This is a genomic window from Methylobacter tundripaludum, assembly GCF_002934365.1.
GTDB lineage: Bacteria > Pseudomonadota > Gammaproteobacteria > Methylococcales > Methylomonadaceae > Methylobacter_A > Methylobacter_A tundripaludum_A.
Map to the genome: position 1 here is coordinate 224184 of NZ_PTIY01000003.1, position 20802 is coordinate 244985.

The window sequence follows — 20802 nt, forward strand, 5'->3', positions numbered from 1 at the left end:
TCTCCTACAGCAGCATCGAAGCTTCGGAATCGAGCAGCAAGGCGCCGGAAACAACCACTCGCTCGCCGCCAACAAGACCTTCCAGTACGGGGACAAAACCATCGTGGGCTTGCCCAATCGTTACGTTACGCGGCTCGAATAAGCCGTCTTGTGTTTCGACATAAACCACAAATTGCTTTTTGTCCTTGATTAATACCGCAGTCGTCGGCAAAACAATGCGCTTGGGTCCCGCCGCCTCTATCATCGATTTGGCATACATGCCCGGCTTTATCGGTAAGTTATGATCGTCAAGATCAATATAAACGGCACCCCGCCTAAGATCCGCCTGCATAGCGGCGCTGAGCGCGGCAACATGTCCGGCGACCGGTTTTGGCAGGGTTGTAATGTGCAGCTCGACTTTGGCGCCCTTTTCTATCAGCGGCAAATCGTTCTCGAAAATATCGGCCACAATCCACAGTGCGCCGGGTTCGCCCAATTCAAACAGCACGGTTCCCGCCTGAACTGCCGTACCGATTGAAGTGTCGACTCGCAGCACCACACCTTCTATCGGTGCGCGTAACACCACCGTTTGATCTGTACCCTCACCCAGCAACCGCGCCGCCTGCAAGCTACGCTCATAATCCGCTTTGTCCTCTTCCAGTTGAAAATTGGCTTCGCTACGTTCAATCTCAAGACCGACGCCGCTTTTCAGCATATTCTCCTGGCGTTTAGCCCTGTCTTGCGAGCGCTGCAATTCCGCGCGGGTGCGTGACACATCGGAGCGCATTTGCGCAGCCTCCGAGCTTTCCAACACCGCCAATGGCGTACCTGCTTTAACCGTATCGCCCACCTGTACGTTGATTTTGCCGACGCGGCCTGAAACAACCGCGCCCGCGGTTGACAGCGCTTTAGCGCGGAACTCCACGCGCGATGGGGCTTGCACGGTCGCGGCAAAGCTTTGCGGCCTGATTTCCGCTACGGTGATGTAAGAACGGGAAGCCTCGGGTATCGAAATCGCTTTGGGCTTACCGATGTCATGTCCGGCTGCTTTTGAAGCAGATTGTTGATTAACAACTGAGGAGGGTTCACCGGCTTGGTTTTCAGTTGCGGACTCCGAACAGGCGGTACACAAAAGAACGGAAATAAGTACGAAAGAGGAATAATGCATGACAGTTATAGCTATTGATTCACTGATAAATATAGAATAAAGCTGTAAAAGCCTACTCTTCATTGAATGAAATTGCATTTGAGAGGGTAATTTATCGTAGATTTTTTTCACTCTATACAATCCATGTCTTGGCGTTGGCAAAACTTAAAACATCGTTATCCGAGCAAATCCACTTACGTGAAATACATCGTTCATGACGCCGATTACAATATCCTCGCTTAACACGGGAATTAACAGCAATTCACATGCCACAAAACGATATGGCCTCACACCCGCTCCGAGCGTGTTTTTCAGTGCACAACCACCTCGCCTATGGTGCAAAACAGCCGATTCCGATAAGTGTTGCGGTTCAAAAGAACCTTTACAATCAAGTATGACCGCAATATGACTCAGTAAAGTTAGCTTTGCCGGTTTCGCGCAGACGTATGCGTCAATTTTTACTTTTGAGTAAGCCGTAAACGTCAACATCAACTGCGCCGCTTAATACAACACCGTTGCTTGAACATTTTTCACTTAAATCGCACTATGATCTGTAGTGCGGGCGGGAGATTCTAAACCATAGTATCGAATCAATACAATATTAATCGATCCGATACAAAATAGGACTGGCAAACCCGGCGCTCAGTCAAATTTATAATGTCGAATGAGATGGCTATGTGGGGGCGGCTTTAGCCGCTCCCACCGTTAAATTATCAGCAGAAAAACAAGATTGCCTGAGTAATAGCCGCCTGTTAATCGCTTTAGCGGCTCAAATTATCGGGGAATAACGCTAATTAAGCCTGTTCATGGATTCATAAACAAGATTTAACAGCATCACCTGGGTGGTAAGGTCTATATCATGAAAGGAAATTCCGTGCGCAAACCTTGGCGGCGCATCTTTTTTCTTGCTTGGCATCTGTTGAATGCTGCGAATAGTCACCCCGGTGTCTATATGCGCATTCTGTTTGGTGGGCTTTATTGGAAACTCGAAAGAGATTGAGACTTCCTGATTAGGTTCCCCCAGTGCTTGATTGGCCACTATTCCGGCTCCGGTGACGCTGATATCGGTGATAACTCCTGCACCGTCCACGCCATTGACTTGTACCGGCAAATTCACCTTGGCCCTGATGGCGCCGCGTAGTGCGATGGATTTAATATCGGTGGGAAAAGTAAGATGCATATAGTAATGCGGCCCCCGAAAGATAGTTTTCACCCTGCAAGCCATCGTGACAACATCCACGCCTGATAATATCCGCAGGATAAGCGGATCATCTACCTGCATTTGAACGGAAAGCCCGTTCTCCATGGGCGTCTTTATTATCAGGTACTCCCCATCCACATAACCGATGAGCTCGGTATAATAAATTGCTTGCTTGCTGCTATGTTGCAGCGTTATTTGTAAGCGTGCGCCGACTTGCAGGTTAATATCTTTAAAAGCGGTCATCCTGTTTTCATCCGAATTATAATACGCGTTATTCCTCAATCCCTTCGCCAACTTGAATTTTCCAATTAAATTTAGTGGAAGGCATGAAAAACCAATGTTTTTAAATCAATTGGCTAGATCAAAAAAGCTACTCTTCGGCCGACACAGGTTTGCCAAGGGTTATTCATAAGCAGTCAAGATGATTGCAACCCGATCGAGAATTTAAAAAAATTCTATTGCCCGTACCGGTTTCAGTCAATCATTCTGATTTATTATATTAATATAATCTAATGCATTGTTTTGTGACTAATGTCCTAAACCCTTACCAATAAGTCCTAATACATTAAAATCATTAATATATTTAAAATTAATAAATCGTAAAAAGATCAAACGGCCTGAAAAAAAACAGATAAAATATTTTGATAGTGTCGGCAATTGCTGACATTGATATAGTCATTACCCTACAAAAAAGATCGGGAATAATGACAACCGGACAGAAGGGAAAAACCGCTGCCAAAACTGTAGGCTCAATTGATTCAGCTGCAAGGGCTAAAATGAGAAAACGAAATTCCGCGCGATCAGCAGCATCCAAAACATGTTGGGATGCCGGGATCAAGGTTTAAGTGGATTTGATGGGATAGCCGCGTTACTCAAAAACGACACGGCAGCATTGGAATTAAATTTATATCGCCTGACTAAATCTATTGAAGGCTTTGTTTCAAATGCCTTTATACGCCGAATTGATTAACTGATGTTACGCGGGTTTATTTTTTCTCGTTCCCACGCGCTACGTCACTGCCATTAAGTTAATTGCAGCGTATTTCCAGCGGCTGGAGTGCAAGGCTGGCCTTGCAGTGGCGCTATGCGTAACATCAGTGATTAATACAAGCCCAACTGCAACTGAGCCACTTCCGACATCATGTCTCGCGACCAGGGCGGATCAAGCACCACTTCGACATTAACACTGGCGACGCCGGGCAATGCGCGTATGCATTTTTCCACATCGCCCTGGATAACCGGCCCCATGCCGCAGCCCGGCGCGGTCAGCGTCATCATGATATGAACGTCATTCAGCCCGTTATCTGTCGGCGTTACTTTACATTGGTAGACCAGGCCAAGATCGACAATGTTGACCGGTATTTCCGGGTCATAGACCGTTTTCATCACTTCCCAGCAGTTTCTTTCAACCGCTGCCGCGTCGGTCTCGGATACCAAGGTGTGTAATTGATGAGGCTCCTTGCCCAGCGCATCGGCATCCACTCCGGCAATCCGCACCATGTGGCCGTGTTCGCTAACCACAGTATAGTTATCGCCCAGCGCCTGATGGATGGTGACTATCTGGCCCTTGGTTAAAGTCCCGGTGTTGCCGTCGGGGATAGTAACAATGTTGACATCTCGGGTTAAAACAACGTCTTCTCTTTCAGCCATAATGGTTCAGTTATAGATAGAAGGTTCGGGCGTCGATAGCCTGGCCGGTTATGCCGATGCTTTCTGAGCCGAATAAATACAGATAAATCGGAGCCAATGATTTCATGGACGGCAACTTGCTTTTATCTTCCGCCGGATAGGCCCGTTTTCTTAACGGGGAGTCTATCGGTCCCGGTATCAGGGTATTGACCCTGATTTTGCCAGATGCTTCATGTTCTTCGGCCAGTATGTTGGCGAAGCCTTCCAAGGCTATTTTGGAAACGCCGTAGGCGCCTGCGTAGGCCGGGGCTTTTCTGGCGGAAGAATCCGACGTAAAGACAATGGATGCATGCTCGCTCTTTTGCAGCACCGGCAGCAAAACCCGGCACAGCAAAAAAGGCGCGTTCAAATTGACGTTTAAGGTATGCCCCCAGTCTTTGGTCTTGTGCGTTGCGACCGGAGAAAATGCGCTGAACTCTACCGCCGAATGCAGAATGCCTTGCAGGGAGCCGTATTTTTCATCAATTTTGTCGGCCAATTCCTGATACTCGTTTTCATTGGCGCCGGCCAGATCGAACGGATAAATAATCGGTTCGGGCGCCTTGACGGTCACAATCGCATCGTAAACCGCTTCCAGTTTGGCGATGTTTTTATCCAGCAAAATAATATGCGCGCCGTGTTTAGCCAACGCCAGGGCGGCTGTACTGCCGAGCCCGCCGCCGGCGCCGGTAATTAAGATGACTTGATTTGTTAGCGGCATGGTAGTGATGCTATCCAGGTTGATATTTGCTCGGGCGACTCGATTAACGCATCCGCGCCCCAGGTTTCCGGGTTATCGCCGGGTTTAATGTAGCCGTATACTGCGGCCAGTGTTTTCATTCGGACATTTTTCCCGGCGGCAATGTCGTGCAGCGCGTCGCCGATATAGACGCATTCCTGCGGATCGACGTCCGCCTGTTTGCAAGCGAGCAGCATCGGTTCCGGGTGCGGCTTGGGGTTGGCCGTGGTATCGCCGCTGACGATGCAGGCGGCGCGCCCGGTCAACTTTAAAGCGTCCATCAGCGGGTTGGTGAAGCGTTCGCGCTTGTTGGTGACCACGCCCCATTTCAATCCTTGCGCTTCAATCGCAGCCAGTGTGTCAGCCATGCCGGAGAAAAAAACCGTGTGTTCGGCAATATTGTTCTGGTAATGCGTGAGCATGGTTTCCAGAATATCCGCCTTTAACATATCGTCAAGTTCAGGCCGGCCGGCGTTAATCATGGCCGCAGCGCCGAACGAAATAAACGGTTTGATGATTTCAGCCGCCACGGCATCAAAACCGTGGACGTTTAGCGCCCGGTTCAGGCATGAAATCAAGTCCGGCGCGGTATCGACCAGGGTGCCGTCGAGGTCGAATAATACGCAGGATAATTTGAAATCAGCCGTCATGTCTTACGCGGGGCGCTTAAAAGCAGCGATGTAATTGACATCTATGTCTTTGCCCAGCCTGAAATGCTTGGTGAACGGATTGTATTCAATGCCCACCATGCCCTGCAATTCAAGGCCGGCCGCCCGCGCTGTCTGGCACAGCTCCGAAGGCTTGATAAAGGTTTTAAAATCATGCGTGCCTTTGGGCAACATTTGCAGGACGTATTCGGCGGCAAAAATAGCCAGCAAATAAGCCTTGGGTTTGCGGTTCAGCGTCGAGAAAAACACCATGCCGCCGGGTTTAACCATTCTGGCGCAGGCGAAGATAATCGAGCCCGGATCGGGCACATGTTCGAGCATTTCCATACAGGTCACATGATCGAAGCTTTCCGGCTGTTGTTCGGCCAAATCTTCCGCGCTGATTTTTTGATAATGCGCACTGACGCCGGATTCAAGCCCGTGCAGATCGGCAATGTCAATCAGGTCTTCACTCAAGTCGATGCCCAACGCATCCGCGCCCTGTTTAGCCAAACCTTCGGTTAAAATGCCGCCGCCGCAGCCGACATCGACGATGCGTTTGCCGTCAATATCGGCATAACGCTTGATAAACTCGATACGCAGCGGATTAATATCGTGCAGGGTTTTGAATTCGCCCTGAGTATCCCACCAGCGTTCCGCCATCGAGCCAAACTTATGGATTTCGTGCGGGTGTACATTATCTGTTGCTGTCATCGTGCCGACCATAATTTAAGGTTGATATAGTTTACTATATTACTAGGTTATTCGTCATGTGTTGTTCTGTCACAAGACGTCTTGTATACCGCTTGAATAATAAGGTCATTATCCATCATAACAGCAGATCATTCATCCCTTGATTTTTGGCGTCAATCCTGCCGCCGACTGCCGGGCAAAAAAAAGGCCGGGCAACTGCACCGGCCTTTTTTTCAGCTTGTCAGCTTACAGGGAATTAACCGCGTTCAATTCCTGGAAAGCTTGTTCCAAACGAGTCACCATGCCGACTTCACCGGCACGTTGCCAAACGCGTGGATCGTAGTATTTTTTGTTGGGCTTGTCGTCACCGTCCGGGTTGCCGATTTGGCCTTGCAAATAACCTTCGTTTTGCTTGTAGTAGTTCATGATGCCTTCCCAAGTCGCCCATTGGGTATCGGTATCGATGTTCATCTTAACTACGCCGTAGCTGATCGATTCCTTGATTTCTTCGGCGCTGGAACCTGAACCGCCGTGGAATACAAAGTTCAGCGTGTTTGCAGGAACGCCGAATTTTTCGGAAACGTGTTTTTGTGAGTTAGCCAAAATGCTAGGCGTCAATTTAACGTTGCCTGGCTTATAAACGCCGTGAACGTTACCGAATGAAGCCGCAATCGTAAAACGCGGGCTGATTTTGCTTAACTCTTCATAAGCGTAAGCCACATCTTCAGGCTGAGTGTACAGCATGGAATGATCCATATCGCTGTTGTCGACGCCGTCTTCTTCGCCACCGGTGCAGCCTAATTCGATTTCCAGCGTCATGCCCATTTTAGACATGCGAGTCAAATACTGGCCGCAAATCTCGATGTTTTCTTGCAGGCTTTCTTCAGACAAATCCAGCATGTGCGAGCTGAATAAAGGCTTGCCGGTTTCGGCGAAATGTTTTTCGCCGGCATCCAGCAATCCGTCAATCCAAGGCAGCAGTTTTTTAGCCGCGTGGTCGGTGTGCAGAATGACCGGTACGCCGTAAGCTTCAGCCACGTTGTGTACGTGTTTGGCGCCCGAGATAGCACCCAGGATAGCCGCTTGCTGGCCTTCCGCTTTCAAGCCTTTACCGGCTACGAACGCCGCGCCGCCATTGGAAAACTGGACAACGATAGCCGATTTTACTTTCGCGGCCGCTTCCAACGCTGCATTAATCGAATCAGTGTTAATGACATTTACCGCCGGCAATGCAAAGTGGTTTTCTTTGCATATCGCAAAGATTTTTTGCACGTCATCGCCAGTGACAACACCGGGTTTTACTACATCTGAAATTTTCTGAGACATTAAGGGTTCCTGTTTCAATCTGTTACGTTGAGGGTGATCAAGCCGAGAGCCATTGCGGTTGCGGAAAATATCCGCCGCCCAATGCTGCCAGCCGCGTATTATAAAGTGTGTTCATGTAATAGGCTACTCTTGCCAACCAGGTGATCCAGGCCGTGGCGTCAATGGGGCTCCAGTTATATGCCGGAGAATGCAGGAGTTGAATCTGTTATTGCAGCGCTTAAGAAATTTGCTTCAATGAGGCCCGGCTATATGCCGGAGAATGCCCTCTCATGAGTGCTTCGCAGCGCGTACCGGCTCTGCTTCAATGAGGCTCCGGCTATATGCCGGAGAATGCACACGGATTATGACGGGGACAACAACAAAGCAATAAGCTTCAATGAGGCTCCGGCTATATGCCGGAGAATGCAACCCATGTTTTTGCGAGTTTCTTTTAGTCGCTCGGCTTCAATGAGGCTCCGGCTATATGCCGGAGAATGCGAGCGTGTTAGCCTGGGATTGGGATCATGGCCAGCTTGCTTCAATGAGGCTCCGGCTATATGCCGGAGAATGCTGACCGACTACCTCGAACTCTACAAACGCTTGGCGCTTCAATGAGGCTCCGGCTATATGCCGGAGAATGCGGGAACGCTTGGCGTTGCGTTTTCCGCGCGACAAAAGCTTCAATGAGGCTCCGGCTATATGCCGGAGAATGCGGCACGGTCGGCGACCCGATACCACTAGGCTACGAGTTGCTTCAATGAGGCTCCGGCTATATGCCGGAGAATGCTGCACCGTCCCATCCACGCACAACGCGATGCTTAGGAGCTTCAATGAGGCTCCGGCTATATGCCGGAGAATGCCGCAGCCGAGCTGAGCAAGCGAATGATGGCGGTCAAGCTTCAATGAGGCTCCGGCTATATGCCGGAGAATGCCCTGCTTAATAGGCAGTTCTTCTTGCTAGATGACGTGCTTCAATGAGGCTCCGGCTATATGCCGGAGAATGCGATTGTTGACGCAAAAATTCAGCCTGAATTTCAGAAAAGCTTCAATGAGGCTCCGGCTATATGCCGGAGAATGCGGTCGCTCAAGCCGAGCTGTTCCAGGACATGCAAGAGCTTCAATGAGGCTCCGGCTATATGCCGGAGAATGCTCACACGTTTTTAATTTTTAAAATCCATTCTCCGATGCTTCAATGAGGCTCCGGCTATATGCCGGAGAATGCTTGGTCGATTGTTCGGCGCCGATTTTTTCATCCCGGGCTTCAATGAGGCTCCGGCTATATGCCGGAGAATGCGACACAGCAGACGACCGGCCAACCACACCCGTATTGCTTCAATGAGGCTCCGGCTATATGCCGGAGAATGCAGCACCGCCATTTTCACAAAAGTTTCCCAGGTTGACTGCTTCAATGAGGCTCCGGCTATATGCCGGAGAATGCTCCCTGGCGCATGTGGATATAAACGCGTTAATGTCGCTTCAATGAGGCTCCGGCTATATGCCGGAGAATGCTACACGCTATCGGTATGAAAGTCGGAGGCGGTGCCGCTTCAATGAGGCTCCGGCTATATGCCGGAGAATGCCAAAACTAAAGATATAGTTAATGTTTTTAAATGTCGGCTTCAATGAGGCTCCGGCTATATGCCGGAGAATGCAAGTGCCAGATTTGAAAGGGGAAAAGCTCTTTAAGTGCTTCAATGAGGCTCCGGCTATATGCCGGAGAATGCGCCGCACGCGCGGCTGCATTACGGCTGATCCGTATTGCTTCAATGAGGCTCCGGCTATATGCCGGAGAATGCCCCACGAGCAGAGAACTTAATTAGGTCATCGATTGTTGCTTCAATGAGGCTCCGGCTATATGCCGGAGAATGCCTTGGTTCTGTGATAGCCAAATGGATGTTTTAACTGGCTTCAATGAGGCTCCGGCTATATGCCGGAGAATGCCAAGTGCTATCGCTTGTTAAGTTAGCGAGTGACAGTGCTTCAATGAGGCTCCGGCTATATGCCGGAGAATGCCCGCTGAGGCGCTGGATAAGTGGGAGCCGCGCATAGCTTCAATGAGGCTCCGGCTATATGCCGGAGAATGCAGCCCGCTCTGGAGGCCTTGATTTGCCTGGCCTGCGCGGGCTGTTTGCGAGAGCTGCTTTACAGCGCCTTGCAACTGTACACAAAAAACCGCCTGCCGAATAGCCGTTTTTCATAACATACTGATTTTTAAAGAGCCATCCGTCTGCGAACGCTGACGCCATTTTGCGCGCCACTACAGCGCTCGTCAACCGGCGGCAGACAATCCGCATCAGACGATCACCGGCTGGCGTTCCTGCACTTCAAACGACTTGCCTAAACTCACCACCGACGGCTTGACGGTTTCCGCAGGACCGATATTCATGATCAAAATATGATCTTCGCTGTGATGAATGATGCCGTCCAGCAAGGCGATCAGTTCGGCATGGCGTTTGCGGCTTAACCGGCATTGAAACACCGACAGTTGCAGCCAGTCGCCGTAGCCTTTCATCAGCCGAAACACCCGCCGCCAGCGTTTAGCGTCGTGAATGTCGTAAGTGACGATGTAAAGATGTTCGTAATTAGCCATTAGTCTGGAAACCGTGGGTAGGCGTGTGGAAACCGCTCATACTTCGACAGGCTTAGCACGGACGGTTTCCACGCTTCGACTGATTTGTCTGGAATTAGCGGGTGGTGAAATTAGGGTACTCCTGCAATTCGCCGAGCAGATAGCGCCCGAACAGCCGCGCCTGAATCTCGAACAAGCGCCGGTAATTAACCTTGTACCCGAACACCGGATGAGTGATTTCCTGGCTCAAGCGCCGTTCGAACGCCGCGATAAAACGCTTGCGCCCGGCATCGGTCAGGGCGACGCTGCCGGCCGCGCTGATAAAATCGCTGGGCCGCACTTCGCCGTTGTTGATGGCTTGCAACACCACCGAATCGGCGATTATCGGCCGGAACGGTTCCATGATATCCAGCGCCAATGCCGGACGGCCGTAACGCGGCTGGTGGTAAAAGCCGCGATAGGCGTCCAGGCCGACGGCGGTTAAATTGACCGTCCAGGTGCGCACCAGCAGCGAGTACGCAAACGACAGCAAGGCATTGACCGGATCGGTCGGCGGCCTGCGGTTGCGGGTGGTAAAGTCGAAACTCATCTGGCGGCTGTCGTCCGGCTTTTTAATCAGCCGGTCGAAAGCGCCGAAATACAAGGCCGCCGCCGAACCTTCAAAACCTAACAATTGCTGCAAATCCGCCGCCCGTTGCGTTTTATCGGCCAGGACTTTCAGCTGATCCAGCAGTTCGTCCGGTTTGTCGTCCAGCCGCCAGTTGCGGCGCAGCAGCGTCCGGCAATTCTGGATTTTGGCGCGCACCAGGTTGCGGGCAACCGCCAGACAGAATTTGTCGTCGAAACTGGCGCGGTACTGGGCGGTGCGCAGTTCGACGTTTTTATGGCCGGTGCCGACGGTGTGGCCGAAAAACCAGCCGCCGAAGCTGTGCCAACTGACCGGAATGTCGCGTTTCATCAAGTCCTGCAAACACGGCGTGGTGATGTAAACGTTGCCCATAACCACGACTTGCGAGGTATCCAGCAAGCGCACGGTCTGCACTTTTTCGTCGTCGATACTGATTTCCAGCTCCTCGGCTTTTTTGGCGACTTTGGCTTTATAGGCCTGCACGTAGACCGGCATGGCCTCGTCGCGCATCACCGCCAGCGGCCTGGGTTCGATGGCGGCATTATGCAGATAATTGACCTCGTCCGGCAGACAAATGCCGACCAGCGAACAGGCGGGGCATTTCGGGCTGTCCTGCAACGGCGGCGGGATATGGCCGCCGGTCGCAATCAAACGCAAACCGTTGATGGCGTTAAAGGTCAGTTGGCGCAGTTCGTCATCGAACGCCACCCGCACCCGCTCGCGGCTTTGCACAAAATACAACACGCCCTCTTCGCAAACATAGCCGTGCTCTTGTAACACCAGGCCCTGCACGCATAATTGCACGCGTTCGGGATCGTAAGCGCCGCGCGCCACATGCGGCCGCTTGCCGCGTTTGTAATCGACCGGCGTGACTTCGCCCTCCTCCGCTTCGATCAAATCCAGTTTGGCGATCAGCCCCAAGCGGTTGGACGACAAGGTAATGGAGCGGCCGTGAAGTTTTTCCTGCTCAAGTTCGTCGGCGACCGGAAAATCCTTAGCCGGCCGGTCGACGCGGCGATGGGCGTGGTCGCCTTCCACGGTATCCGCCGACGCCTCCCATTCGCCCTGCACCCATTCCAGATAGGCCAGACGCGGGCAATATTGGTATTCGTTGATCATCCGCGCCGGCAGTAACGGCATATCGCCGCTGAGTTCCGGGAACGGCATCGGCAGTTCGAGTTGAATGTAGGGTTGATTGTCAGTCATTTTGTAATACAATCCGTCTTATTGAAACATTACTAACCATGCAGCGAATCGGAAATCAGGCCAATCGCTGGAAACTTACTCCCTCTCCTGATGGATGCCTACATGGATGTAGGCAGTAGAGCAACGCAGGAGCAGTTGCCGAGAGGGCCGGGGTGAGGAGATATAATCAGTTCGTTTCTTTTTATTCCCCCTCACCCTACCCTCCAATGGCGTTAAGTTAAGCCGTTCGTGGTGAGCGTGTCGAACCATGAGCGGCTTAACGACTTGTTCCGCTCACCCTTCGACACGCTCAGGGCGAACGGAACAAGTCTTAACTTAACGGCATTGCCCTACCCTCCCCCGCTGGCGAGGAATGTTGCGCTTTGCACTGAATAGTCATAAACATTAGGAGATTAAAATGTCCGCAATCAGCCTGCGCCTACCCAATGACATTGAAGCCAATCTCAAAGCCGAAGCCCGACTGGAAGGCAAAACCCAATCCGAAATTGCCCGGCTGGCGATCACGGAATACCTGGCCCGCCGCGAGAAAGAGCGGTTTATGGCGGAGCTGGTTGCAGAAATGCGCACAGCCTACTCCAACCCGGAAATTCGCCGCGAAGCACTGGAAATAGCCGAGGACTTGGTTGACGACGGCCTGGATGCCATCATTGCCGGCGAACGCGCCGCCGGTATCGACCCTGATGAAAAGTGGTGGCGGTGATGAAACGCGGCGAAATCTGGGTCGGCAACCTTAATCCATCGCGAGGCCGAGAAATCGGAAAAATCCGCCCGGTTTTGATCATCCAGTCCGACGAGTTGGGCGAAGACATTACGCCGATGCTGGTGATTTTGCCGCTGTCCACTCAGATATATCCCGCATTTAAGCGTTGGCGAGTGACCATTAATGCCCGAGGCCGTCTGCTGAAACCCTGCCAAATCGTCACCGACCAACCCCGAGCACTGGATCGAAACCGCTTCGGCGAAGGCCCGCTGGCAACCCTGACCGCCGAGGAAATGGCGGCGGTGGAGAAGAGTTTGCTGGGGGTGATGGGGATGTTGTGAAGGCAATTGAGCCGATAGCTGTCGCCCGATGGTAATGTATCGGTAGCTTGATGCATTTGAATTACAGACCAGTTTATTCCCCATGCCTTAATGCTTCTGCCAAACGAGCTGAGCAGGCCGGAAAATCCCATAACCTTGCCCAAATTCCGAACGTATTGATTTGTATAACGCATTAACGCCGCGCTGACACAGGTTTGTATCGTCACTCAATTCCGAGGTCAACAGCGTTTTTAAAACATCCAGACTGATTGGAACTTGCCATAGCGGCCATTGGAAAACGTTTTCGCGTTTGATGCGGACGAATCCGCTGGTGCTCAGACGGCCGTTTTTGTCGGGAAATACCGGAAATAACGGGAGAGCTTCCAGCGCCAGACGAATGGCGGCACTGACGCTTGTCGGCGTCTCGTCTCCAGGTTTTTTGTGGCGCAACGCATACATCCTTTCTGCTGCTGGATCCCAGCCTAATGCATGTTGTTTATCGCGATAAAGCCAAGGCCCGAACAAGGCTTCATTGAGCTTTTCAGTCTGATCCTTGCGATAGGTTTCGACCAACTCCAAGGCGCTAGTCAAAAACTTTTGCTGCCCGGATGTCATATAAAACGCCGTGGGTTTAACTAAACCTTTGGCGTTATCTACCGCCATTTCAGATGCGAAAGCGGCCAAATAGTCGCAAAAACGTCTGTCTCCAACGCTTGCATCATCGACACTCTTTTGTAATGTTTCTTGGTACTGTTCCCTAGCAATACGCACATCCCCGCTCCAGGCAAAAACATCCGTAGACTGTTTACCAAGATGTTCACCCAGCAAAGCAACCAATGTTTCCTTGTTTATATCTTCAGGCACAGTCAACACCGCAAACCAATCGTCACGCCGCCGCCAAGCCAATTTGGCCAGGGCTAAAGCCTCGATTTCCGCGCACAAGCGCAATAAACCAAAGGCTGCCAATGCACCGATTGGACTGCTGCCGGTAAGCCCGGTCAGTTCTATTTCAGTCGTTCCGCTCATTTTTACTCTCCCATTCCGAACGTTGCTGATCGGCCAAGCGCACAATGGTTTCCAGAAAAGCCAAGCCCCAATAACCGTAACGCCTGACCATTCGCCAGAACAGTTCTATCCAGCCGGAATCAAGTTTTTCCAGACCATGCCCGCCGATCAACTGAAAGTTTTGGCCGTTGAATACGAAATTTATTTCGGTTCCATCATCTTCGACAGCAGGCATATAAGGCCGACCCCGTCCGTGATGGCTTCCTGCCAAATATTGCGCCAATTCCGGGTCATGTAACTCGGCAAGCAATTGCGGATATTGGCGTAATAAAGCGACGCTGTAACATTCGTGGCGTTGGCCTTGAGGATATTCTGCCTGCTTCTGCGCAGTTTGCCGGGCGCGCCGGTCAGTAGCGTTCATCGCGCTTTTGGCTAAAAGACGTTCGTGTTTGCAACTGCCGCCCTGCAATAGCGCTTGAAAACGAGGGTCGGCTTTACCCAAGTCATGAAACAATGCCGCTTGTTCAATGATTGTTGACAGCGTGGGCGTAAGGCCGATGCCGTCGGCAAAATAACGCGCCGTTTTTGCCACTCCCCGACAATGGCTTTCCAGCGATATTTCCCGGCTCATGGATGTGGAATCGTCGTCATCCACCAGGGTTTGCGCTACGTTTTTCTTTTCGGTTAATACCACGCCCCGGATCGCATCGAGTGATGGGTAAGGCGTTTCGCTACGCTTGCCGGTCAATAATGCGGTCATCGCTTCCCGAACAGTCAGGCGTAGCATTTCGTTGTTCAGCGCAAGCTGTAAAACTTCATCGTATAAGCATGACGGCGCTTCGCCTTCTTCGAGACGACTCTGCCATTGCTTTATCCGCTTTTGTATTTCGGCGATTAAATCCGGCTGTTCACTGTCGAACCAATCCTCTACCAGATTAGGATGCAGCCGCAGATAATGTTTGCCGCGCCGTTCCTGGCATCGGTCTTCGGCGACATCTGTTACCGCAGTCGTGCAGGCCGGAAACCAACCGAAGTCATCCGTGCCGTTGTAACTCGTCGGCAAGACCACAATATTGCCGGGCTTGATGCCGCCGGCATCGGCAACCGCGCCGCCGTCTTTGCCTTTCCAGATATAAACAGGCTTCCCTTTTTGGTTTTCCCGCCCCCGCTCTTCCTTATCCGCACTACCCTCGAGATCGATGACATCGGCATCCACTTCATGACGCAAAAATGCTTTCAGCGCATATAAGGGAATCGATAAGGTTTCGTGCGCGGCAGGCGCCATGGCTTGTAGCGTGGCATTTAGCGCCGAAAGGTTATCCCGGCTGATTTCTTCCGGCAAGTCGGCTCGCCAAACCAGTTGCACATCTTCCTCTTGGCTGTTTGGGCCATGCAGCAGTAAGGCCGAATCGGGCGATAACGATGGGCAGGGCGAAGTCTGAACCAAAGCATCAAGATGCGCAGGCAGCAATACCGGCGCATGAGCTTGCTGCATATTAAAAGGCTTTAAATCAACCGACGCCAACAACGTGTTGAGGGCTTGTATGCCAAAATCGAGTTGTTTGTTTTTTTCACCTTTAATTTTGGTACTGTTCTCATTAAGCCACTTCCAAGTTTTCGGTAGTGCTTCGCCATAAATGGGATCGTCTTTGTTTGCTTTAGCGTAGAACACTGCCGCCCGGCAATGCGGCCTTTGACCCAAACGGTTAAGGCGGCCAAAACGTTGCCGTAAGGCATCCAATGAAGCGGCTTCGGTGAGCAAGGCATCGAAATCCAGATCTGCGCCGACTTCAATGGTTTGGGTGGCAACGACAAACAACGGTTCGCTATTATCTTGAGGCTTGCGGCCTGACTTCATACGCGGTAAATGGTGCACCAACAAATTATCGCGATCCGTCGCCCGGATTCTGCCGGTCAGCAAAATCGTGTCGGTTTTTTTGCGCAATAACTCGAATATGCTGCGGGCGGTCGCCACCCGATTGACAACGATGCCAATCACAGGATATTCACCGGTTGACGGCAAATTGTTAAAAATTTCCAGCGTATCCAGCGCCTTTTTTGCCAACGTGTTGGCTAAAATATTGGTATCTTCCGTTGCCTTGATTTCCACTAGCTCAGCAGGCTTAGAGCAAACCAGCCTTTGATTCAATAACGAGTGCTGATAATCGTCTTCTTGTAAACTAAAAGTATGCTGCTGTTCGTTCGGCGTGGCGGTCATTTGCACGACGGCATTGGGCAGCTTAATTGGTTTTTCGCACCATTGCTCCGCCCGGTAACGATCAATGGCGGCCAAGGTTTCCAAAAACGGCTGGGATAAATGGGCCTCATCCAGCAGAATCAAACTATCCATAGCCGTCAGCGCCGCATGGATGGGCCGCATATTAGCGCTTACGCCATAGCCTCTGAATAACAGCCGCGAACCCAATTGATCAACCGTGGTAAGAATAATCGCGGGTTGCAACGGATTACTTATGAACGTTCGTTCAAGCGGCATGCCGCCGCGCAACCTGATGACCTGCAAAGGCTCTTTGTCTTTATCTTCTGCCTGCTGTGTACCTGCCAATTCAAGCAAACGCGAAGCGGCTACGCCCAAAATACCGTCCTTGCCCATATTGTCTTTCAAGTGTTTTGCGACTTGCTCGGAGCGCTCGTAGGCCTCATCGACTATCAAACGCCTGTCCACCACAAAATAAATCCGGCGCGGCGCGAAGCGCTGGTCGCTAGGTTTGGTCGCTTCATAGATCAAATGGAACAAAGCAACATCCAGCGCTGCTGTTTTTCCGGACGAGGTAGGTAAGTTCAACGCATCAGGCCAGCGGCCTTGTTCGCAAAGTTGCTTAGCCAGACGCGATTGCCAAGGAAACGGCGAACGGTCATGCAAGGCCTGAAAGAAAGCATCGAAATCATTTGCCTGCATGGTTTTTCTCCTTTCGTATGACGGGCCGGCAAATACCCAAACCGAGGAATCGTCCTGCGCCAATAAGAAGTGGGCCTTGCACGGCTTGATCGAAACTCAAGGTAATGTGAGCAAGCATTTTTTCTTTCAGGTGGCCGACCCGTTGAAAATCGGTGCTACGCTTGAAGTCTTTGGCTTGCGGTACGCCATTGAAACAACTGCCGGGTACAATATTCACAGCAGCCGGCTGCGGCAGACCAATATCCCGGCAGGCTTGGCCGATAATCGCCAAAGCATCCTTGCCGGGCTTGTTTTTAGGATAATGCCCGAACACCACAGGTGTAACCGTTGCCCAATGCTCGTGTGCTGTTGTGTAGGTTTCAGGTTGCAATGTTTTTGCTGCCGTTTCCAGAGACTCGGCATCCAATAAACCGACCTGCCATTCGCCCAAAAATCCTAGCGTAATGCGCTGCAATTTTTGCAAGCCCTGTTCCAGTTGCTTGCGTTCGTGAGTATCGGCATATTCCGGGAACAACACGGCAAAACCCATGATATGGCCGTCCGCATGACGATGACCGACGTTAGCCAATGGCATAACCGCCATATGCGGTTGATTGCTGGGTTCCCCGTTGGTCAAATGTCCGCTAATACTTTCCGGCAACGGATCGGCACAACGTTCCAGCAATGCTTTGCGCACCAAAGAACACAAGCTGTAAGCCGATTCCAAAGGCAATAGACATCCCTGTTCCTTACGAAGGATATAAATGCGCTGGAAAAGGCTGCGCGGGGACGGGGTAGTATTTGTTCCTTCTATTCGATATTCGCTGACTCGCCCGAGCCGGGGTTGCAGGCTGGCGTTTTCGCTACGTTGCAAATGCAAAGTTTCCAGATAGTCCAATCGGCCTTGACCGGTGGTTCTTAATAACAGGGTGCCTTGAGGATGGGGCGTTAAGGTCGGCGCGTGGTTTTCAGGTAAATCCTTACGCACCGATACCCGAACCGGCGACATGGAATGGCCTAAATAGGTAACGTTTTCGGCTACTTCTTGCAACGCCGTGGCTTTTTGCTCGTCTAGCGCAGCATCGTTCCAGATGAAATAGACGGTTTTATCGTTGGGAGTATAAGCAGGAAACCAGCGCTGTTGGCGCAAACGCTTGTCTGGCAATACGCTTTTGGTTTTTTTCTTGGGGTCATTCACCGGTACAAAAACGTCGCAAACATCCCGCACCCAGCCGCCGTGTTCCGGCGGATTTGCGTATATACCGGGTTCGGGCAGGGCTTCCAGCCATTCCAACGCATCTCGCACGGTATCGCCAAGAGCGCATTCTTTAAAAGCCGCCACCAACGCCGCAAACAATCTGGCTGGATGAGGCGGCCATTCCACCATTTTTCTGTCATCATGACAGGAAGCAATGACTCTCCCCATCAGATATTCCACTTCCAAGGCCAGCATGGTTTATTCCTCAGTCAAGGCAGTGGTGTCTCTGCTCATGCGCACTAATTCGAACAGGTCCGGCGTCGGTTGTAGCTGGATTTTTTCCTCGTTCCAGCTTAACCCTAGACCGGAAGCTTTAGTAACGGCGGCAGTAAACAAGGCGTCCGCTTCGCTCGCACTCAAGCTAAATGTTTTGCTTTCGCCATAGTTATCCACCAATTCGAAATTGAACTTGCCTTCGGGGATCAATAGACAACGCGAACGTAAGTCGTAGCCGTTTTCCAGTTGATGGACGATAGCCGCAAGCCCCAATGCAGCTAAAACAGTACGGGCGGCGGTATTGATTTGCGCCGACACTTCGCCGTTGACGGGAAAATGCAGTCGGCGTAGCGCAGGCAAGGAAAGAACGGTCGTTTGTCGGGCATAGTCGATGGTGACTCCGCCAAGTATAAACTCATCGCCTTTGTCGCTTTTTTTGATAGTTGGCGGGATATTGGAGTGGTTGACTTCAGATGGCCTGATTTTAACGGGTTCACCTTTCTTATCAGTTTCCGCTAAAGTTTTATCGGTAGTCCATCCACCATCCGGCATTGCGTAGATGTCTACAGTCTTGATTCCTAATGGATCAAGACGAGAACTGGTTAAAACGCCTGCCTCGGCCTTGATCCCGACAATTTCGGAAACGACGGCTCGCTGAAATTTGTTGCCCAAGCCACCCGCCGACCCCGTCGAATCCCAAATCCCGAAGATCAAGGCATGAGGGCAATATTGATACAGCGCCGTAGCGTTACGCTGGTTGGCGGCGCTGTAAGCTTTGGCAATATTGGTGTCGGGAAATTTTTGATCGCCCAAAAGACTGTCGCGAAAAATGGCGTCGGCGATGCGGTGAGGCGCGTCCAGCGTGGTGATTTCTCCGATGTCCGCGAAGTGGGAACCGAAATCCACAGCTAATAAAGGAAAATTAATACGTTGGCTTATGTAAGCTTCCTTCAACGCTTGTTCCATACGGTTGGCCTGCGATTGCACGGAATCCAGCAATACGGTTCTCACCACTTCGCCGCCTTCTACTCGACGAGCTTCCCACGCATATTTACCTTCCGAATGGCTAGGCGGAAATACCTTGCTTCCAGGCCCAGCCGCCGGTTGTAATTTAGCGAGTAGTCTAATCGCCGAATAACCTGAGTTTACCGCAGAGGTTAAAGTATCAATATCGATTTTGTTTAGCTCTTGACTCATAACTATTTTCCTTGCATTGCTGTTGATGTTGATGTTTACAAAGTTTTTACGCTCTGCGGTTAGTTTTTTTCAATCTAACACACCCCCTGCCTCAAACCATGAGGCTCTGGTAAAAAAATCATCCGCCTGGGTAAATTTTTTGCATGGCGACAATCTGCTCTTTAACCGCCTCAATCAAAAACGCCGGGCTAACCACCTCCACTTCGCCGCCGTGCTTAAGAATGTCCATCAACAACTCCCGGTGATCGTTGAAAGGGATGCTGAGTTGGTAGCGGCCGTCGTTTAACCATTGGCTTTGCTGCTCTGGATGCCAGTGTTCGTCGGCAACCCAACGGGCGCGGTCAGCGCTGAAGTTGAGCACGGCCAAGTGCTTGGCGCTGCCGCTGAAGATGCCGTAGGAGGCGGCGAAGTGCTGTTGCAATCGATCCACCGGAATGATGTCGGCGTTTTGCTCTAACTGCGCGACCGAGGCTATCCGGTCAACCGCAAAACTGCGCAGCTGTTGGCGTAAGTGGCACCAGGCGTCCAGATACCAGTTGTCGCGGTAACGCACCAGGGTTTGCGGAGAAATATCGCGCCGGCTGTGTCGGTTGTCGCTACGGGCATGGTAGCTGATTTGCAGGCGTTTACCGTTGAACAATGCGGTGGCGACGTTGAGAAAAATACGGTCGTTGCTGCGGCGATTGGCTTGGTTGAGGATTTTAATTTTATTCACGTCCGGCTTAGCAACGCCGGGGGTAAGTCTCAATAGTTTTTCCAGTCGGCTTTGCAGCTGGGCTATGTCGTCTTGCAGGATGCCGGCGCTAACATTGGCGAGCAGGTGCTGGCAAGCCAGCAAGGCTTGCAGCTCTTGGGCGTTAAACCAAAGCCCCGGCAGTTCGTAAGGATGTTGCGCGTGGTCATGATCGTAGTAGAAGCCGTTCCGGTTTTTGTCATAAACAATCGGCGCGTACAACCTCTCCCGCATGTAGTTGATGATGCGGTCACGGGTGGCTCTTGAACATTCCAGCTGTTCTTGTATTGCTTTACCGGTAATCGGCGTTCTGCGGTCGCGAAAAATGTTGTGGAGCTTAAATATTTTGTCGATATGCTGCATGGTTGCTGTGCCGCCGGTAAGTGGGTGAACCGTCAAAGGACGATCGGCCTGTCGCCCCATGCAATGCCCTCGGTTTGTGGGCATGATTATATCGAGCTCCCTCTCCTGCTGGACGACTTGCACGGATGCAGGAGGTAGAGCAAGCGAGCTAGACCTTCCAGGTTTTTAAAACCTGGAAGGTCTGTATACCAGCATGTTTACCGCCTAATGCCAAGAAAATGAGACTGCCGAAACAACGATATTCCGTAAAATGCTTGTAGCGGCGAATATACGAAACCAAATCTTGGGTAGATTTGTGTCTCGCATCATTCAAGCTACCCAAAGTGAGCGCT

The 20802-nt window shown here is 51.5% G+C and carries 16 protein-coding genes and 1 CRISPR repeat array; of the genes, 2 read left to right on the plus strand and 14 right to left on the minus strand.

What is annotated here, in order from left to right; genetic code table 11:
- Positions 1-4: 4 nt before the first annotated feature.
- The 9 genes from B0F88_RS05290 to B0F88_RS05340 form a co-directional block, all read right to left on the minus strand.
- On the minus strand, positions 5-1147 hold the full coding sequence (locus tag B0F88_RS05290) for an efflux RND transporter periplasmic adaptor subunit (protein WP_104422894.1): 1143 nt from the start codon (positions 1145-1147) through the stop codon (positions 5-7).
- A gap of 769 nt (positions 1148-1916) precedes the next feature.
- Positions 1917-2570 carry a flagellar brake protein gene (locus B0F88_RS05300; protein ID WP_104422896.1) on the minus strand — a complete coding sequence of 218 codons (654 nt, stop codon included), beginning with the start codon at positions 2568-2570 and terminating at the stop codon, positions 1917-1919.
- 858 nt (positions 2571-3428) lie between these two features.
- Positions 3429-3977 (minus strand): putative Fe-S cluster assembly protein SufT, encoded by a 549-nt coding sequence (gene sufT / locus B0F88_RS05310; protein ID WP_104422898.1) that lies wholly within the window; start codon positions 3975-3977, stop codon positions 3429-3431.
- Positions 3978-3987: 10 nt separating this feature from the next.
- Entirely contained in the window at positions 3988-4716 is a 729-nt protein-coding gene (locus tag B0F88_RS05315) for an SDR family NAD(P)-dependent oxidoreductase (RefSeq protein WP_104422899.1), read from the minus strand.
- A complete protein-coding gene (locus B0F88_RS05320; RefSeq protein ID WP_104422900.1) occupies positions 4707-5384 on the minus strand; it encodes an HAD family hydrolase in 678 nt (225 codons plus the stop codon). Before B0F88_RS05320 ends, B0F88_RS05315 begins: the two co-directional genes overlap by 10 nt.
- Before the next feature lie 3 nt (positions 5385-5387).
- Complete coding sequence (gene ubiG, locus B0F88_RS05325; protein WP_104423007.1) at positions 5388-6095, minus strand: bifunctional 2-polyprenyl-6-hydroxyphenol methylase/3-demethylubiquinol 3-O-methyltransferase UbiG; 708 nt, start codon at positions 6093-6095, stop codon at positions 5388-5390.
- Positions 6096-6320: 225 nt separating this feature from the next.
- On the minus strand, positions 6321-7400 hold the full coding sequence (gene fbaA / locus B0F88_RS05330; protein WP_104422901.1) for a class II fructose-bisphosphate aldolase: 1080 nt from the start codon (positions 7398-7400) through the stop codon (positions 6321-6323).
- Positions 7401-7698: 298 nt separating this feature from the next.
- Positions 7699-9463: direct repeats of the CRISPR family, unit length 36 nt; unit sequence GCTTCAATGAGGCTCCGGCTATATGCCGGAGAATGC.
- A 209-nt stretch (positions 9464-9672) separates the two neighbouring features.
- Positions 9673-9969 carry a CRISPR-associated endonuclease Cas2 gene (cas2, locus tag B0F88_RS05335; RefSeq protein WP_104422902.1) on the minus strand — a complete coding sequence of 99 codons (297 nt, stop codon included), beginning with the start codon at positions 9967-9969 and terminating at the stop codon, positions 9673-9675.
- 94 nt (positions 9970-10063) lie between these two features.
- Positions 10064-11782, minus strand: a complete 1719-nt coding sequence (locus B0F88_RS05340; RefSeq protein WP_104422903.1) for a CRISPR-associated endonuclease Cas4/Cas1 — start codon at positions 11780-11782, stop codon at positions 10064-10066.
- A 397-nt stretch (positions 11783-12179) separates the two neighbouring features.
- Between B0F88_RS05340 and B0F88_RS05345 the strand changes: the two genes are divergently transcribed.
- Positions 12180-12482 carry a ribbon-helix-helix protein, CopG family gene (locus tag B0F88_RS05345; protein ID WP_104422904.1) on the plus strand — a complete coding sequence of 101 codons (303 nt, stop codon included), beginning with the start codon at positions 12180-12182 and terminating at the stop codon, positions 12480-12482.
- On the plus strand, positions 12482-12823 hold the full coding sequence (locus B0F88_RS05350) for a type II toxin-antitoxin system PemK/MazF family toxin (RefSeq protein ID WP_181049838.1): 342 nt from the start codon (positions 12482-12484) through the stop codon (positions 12821-12823). Before B0F88_RS05345 ends, B0F88_RS05350 begins: the two co-directional genes overlap by 1 nt.
- 87 nt (positions 12824-12910) lie before the next feature.
- Here the strand turns inward: B0F88_RS05350 and B0F88_RS05355 are convergent, their stop codons facing one another.
- The 5 genes from B0F88_RS05355 to B0F88_RS05375 all read right to left on the minus strand — a co-directional run bounded on the left by B0F88_RS05355 (position 12911) and on the right by B0F88_RS05375 (position 20554).
- Positions 12911-13828 (minus strand): type I-G CRISPR-associated protein, Cas3-extension family, encoded by a 918-nt coding sequence (locus tag B0F88_RS05355; RefSeq protein ID WP_104422906.1) that lies wholly within the window; start codon positions 13826-13828, stop codon positions 12911-12913.
- The gene (gene cas3g, locus B0F88_RS05360; protein ID WP_104422907.1) at positions 13812-16724 is read right to left on the minus strand and encodes a type I-G CRISPR-associated helicase/endonuclease Cas3g; all 2913 of its coding nucleotides are present in this window, start codon (positions 16722-16724) and stop codon (positions 13812-13814) included. The genes B0F88_RS05355 and cas3g overlap by 17 nt, the downstream gene beginning before the upstream one ends.
- The gene (csb2, locus tag B0F88_RS05365) at positions 16711-18156 is read right to left on the minus strand and encodes a type I-G CRISPR-associated protein Csb2 (RefSeq protein ID WP_104422908.1); all 1446 of its coding nucleotides are present in this window, start codon (positions 18154-18156) and stop codon (positions 16711-16713) included. Before csb2 ends, cas3g begins: the two co-directional genes overlap by 14 nt.
- Before the next feature lie 3 nt (positions 18157-18159).
- Positions 18160-19374: a type I-G CRISPR-associated RAMP protein Csb1/Cas7g gene (gene cas7g, locus B0F88_RS05370; protein WP_104422909.1), complete on the minus strand. Its 1215-nt coding sequence runs from the start codon at positions 19372-19374 to the stop codon at positions 18160-18162.
- Between the two features lie 118 nt (positions 19375-19492).
- Positions 19493-20554, minus strand: coding sequence for a helix-turn-helix transcriptional regulator (locus B0F88_RS05375; protein ID WP_308471996.1), 1062 nt, complete (start codon positions 20552-20554; stop codon positions 19493-19495).
- Positions 20555-20802 lie beyond the last annotated feature (248 nt).

What these genes read in the sequence shown, in the direction of transcription:
- B0F88_RS05290 (WP_104422894.1), bottom strand. Translation starts at nt 1,147, where the DNA reads ATGCATTATTCCTCTTTCGTACTTATTTCCGTTCTTTTGTGTACCGCC.
- B0F88_RS05300 (WP_104422896.1), bottom strand. Translation starts at nt 2,570, where the DNA reads ATGACCGCTTTTAAAGATATTAACCTGCAAGTCGGCGCACGCTTACAA.
- sufT (WP_104422898.1), bottom strand. Translation starts at nt 3,977, where the DNA reads ATGGCTGAAAGAGAAGACGTTGTTTTAACCCGAGATGTCAACATTGTT.
- B0F88_RS05315 (WP_104422899.1), bottom strand. Translation starts at nt 4,716, where the DNA reads ATGCCGCTAACAAATCAAGTCATCTTAATTACCGGCGCCGGCGGCGGG.
- B0F88_RS05320 (WP_104422900.1), bottom strand. Translation starts at nt 5,384, where the DNA reads ATGACGGCTGATTTCAAATTATCCTGCGTATTATTCGACCTCGACGGC.
- ubiG (WP_104423007.1), bottom strand. Translation starts at nt 6,095, where the DNA reads ATGACAGCAACAGATAATGTACACCCGCACGAAATCCATAAGTTTGGC.
- fbaA (WP_104422901.1), bottom strand. Translation starts at nt 7,400, where the DNA reads ATGTCTCAGAAAATTTCAGATGTAGTAAAACCCGGTGTTGTCACTGGC.
- cas2 (WP_104422902.1), bottom strand. Translation starts at nt 9,969, where the DNA reads ATGGCTAATTACGAACATCTTTACATCGTCACTTACGACATTCACGAC.
- B0F88_RS05340 (WP_104422903.1), bottom strand. Translation starts at nt 11,782, where the DNA reads ATGACTGACAATCAACCCTACATTCAACTCGAACTGCCGATGCCGTTC.
- B0F88_RS05345 (WP_104422904.1), top strand. Translation starts at nt 12,180, where the DNA reads ATGTCCGCAATCAGCCTGCGCCTACCCAATGACATTGAAGCCAATCTC.
- B0F88_RS05350 (WP_181049838.1), top strand. Translation starts at nt 12,482, where the DNA reads ATGAAACGCGGCGAAATCTGGGTCGGCAACCTTAATCCATCGCGAGGC.
- B0F88_RS05355 (WP_104422906.1), bottom strand. Translation starts at nt 13,828, where the DNA reads ATGAGCGGAACGACTGAAATAGAACTGACCGGGCTTACCGGCAGCAGT.
- cas3g (WP_104422907.1), bottom strand. Translation starts at nt 16,724, where the DNA reads ATGCAGGCAAATGATTTCGATGCTTTCTTTCAGGCCTTGCATGACCGT.
- csb2 (WP_104422908.1), bottom strand. Translation starts at nt 18,156, where the DNA reads ATGCTGGCCTTGGAAGTGGAATATCTGATGGGGAGAGTCATTGCTTCC.
- cas7g (WP_104422909.1), bottom strand. Translation starts at nt 19,374, where the DNA reads ATGAGTCAAGAGCTAAACAAAATCGATATTGATACTTTAACCTCTGCG.
- B0F88_RS05375 (WP_308471996.1), bottom strand. Translation starts at nt 20,554, where the DNA reads ATGCCCACAAACCGAGGGCATTGCATGGGGCGACAGGCCGATCGTCCT.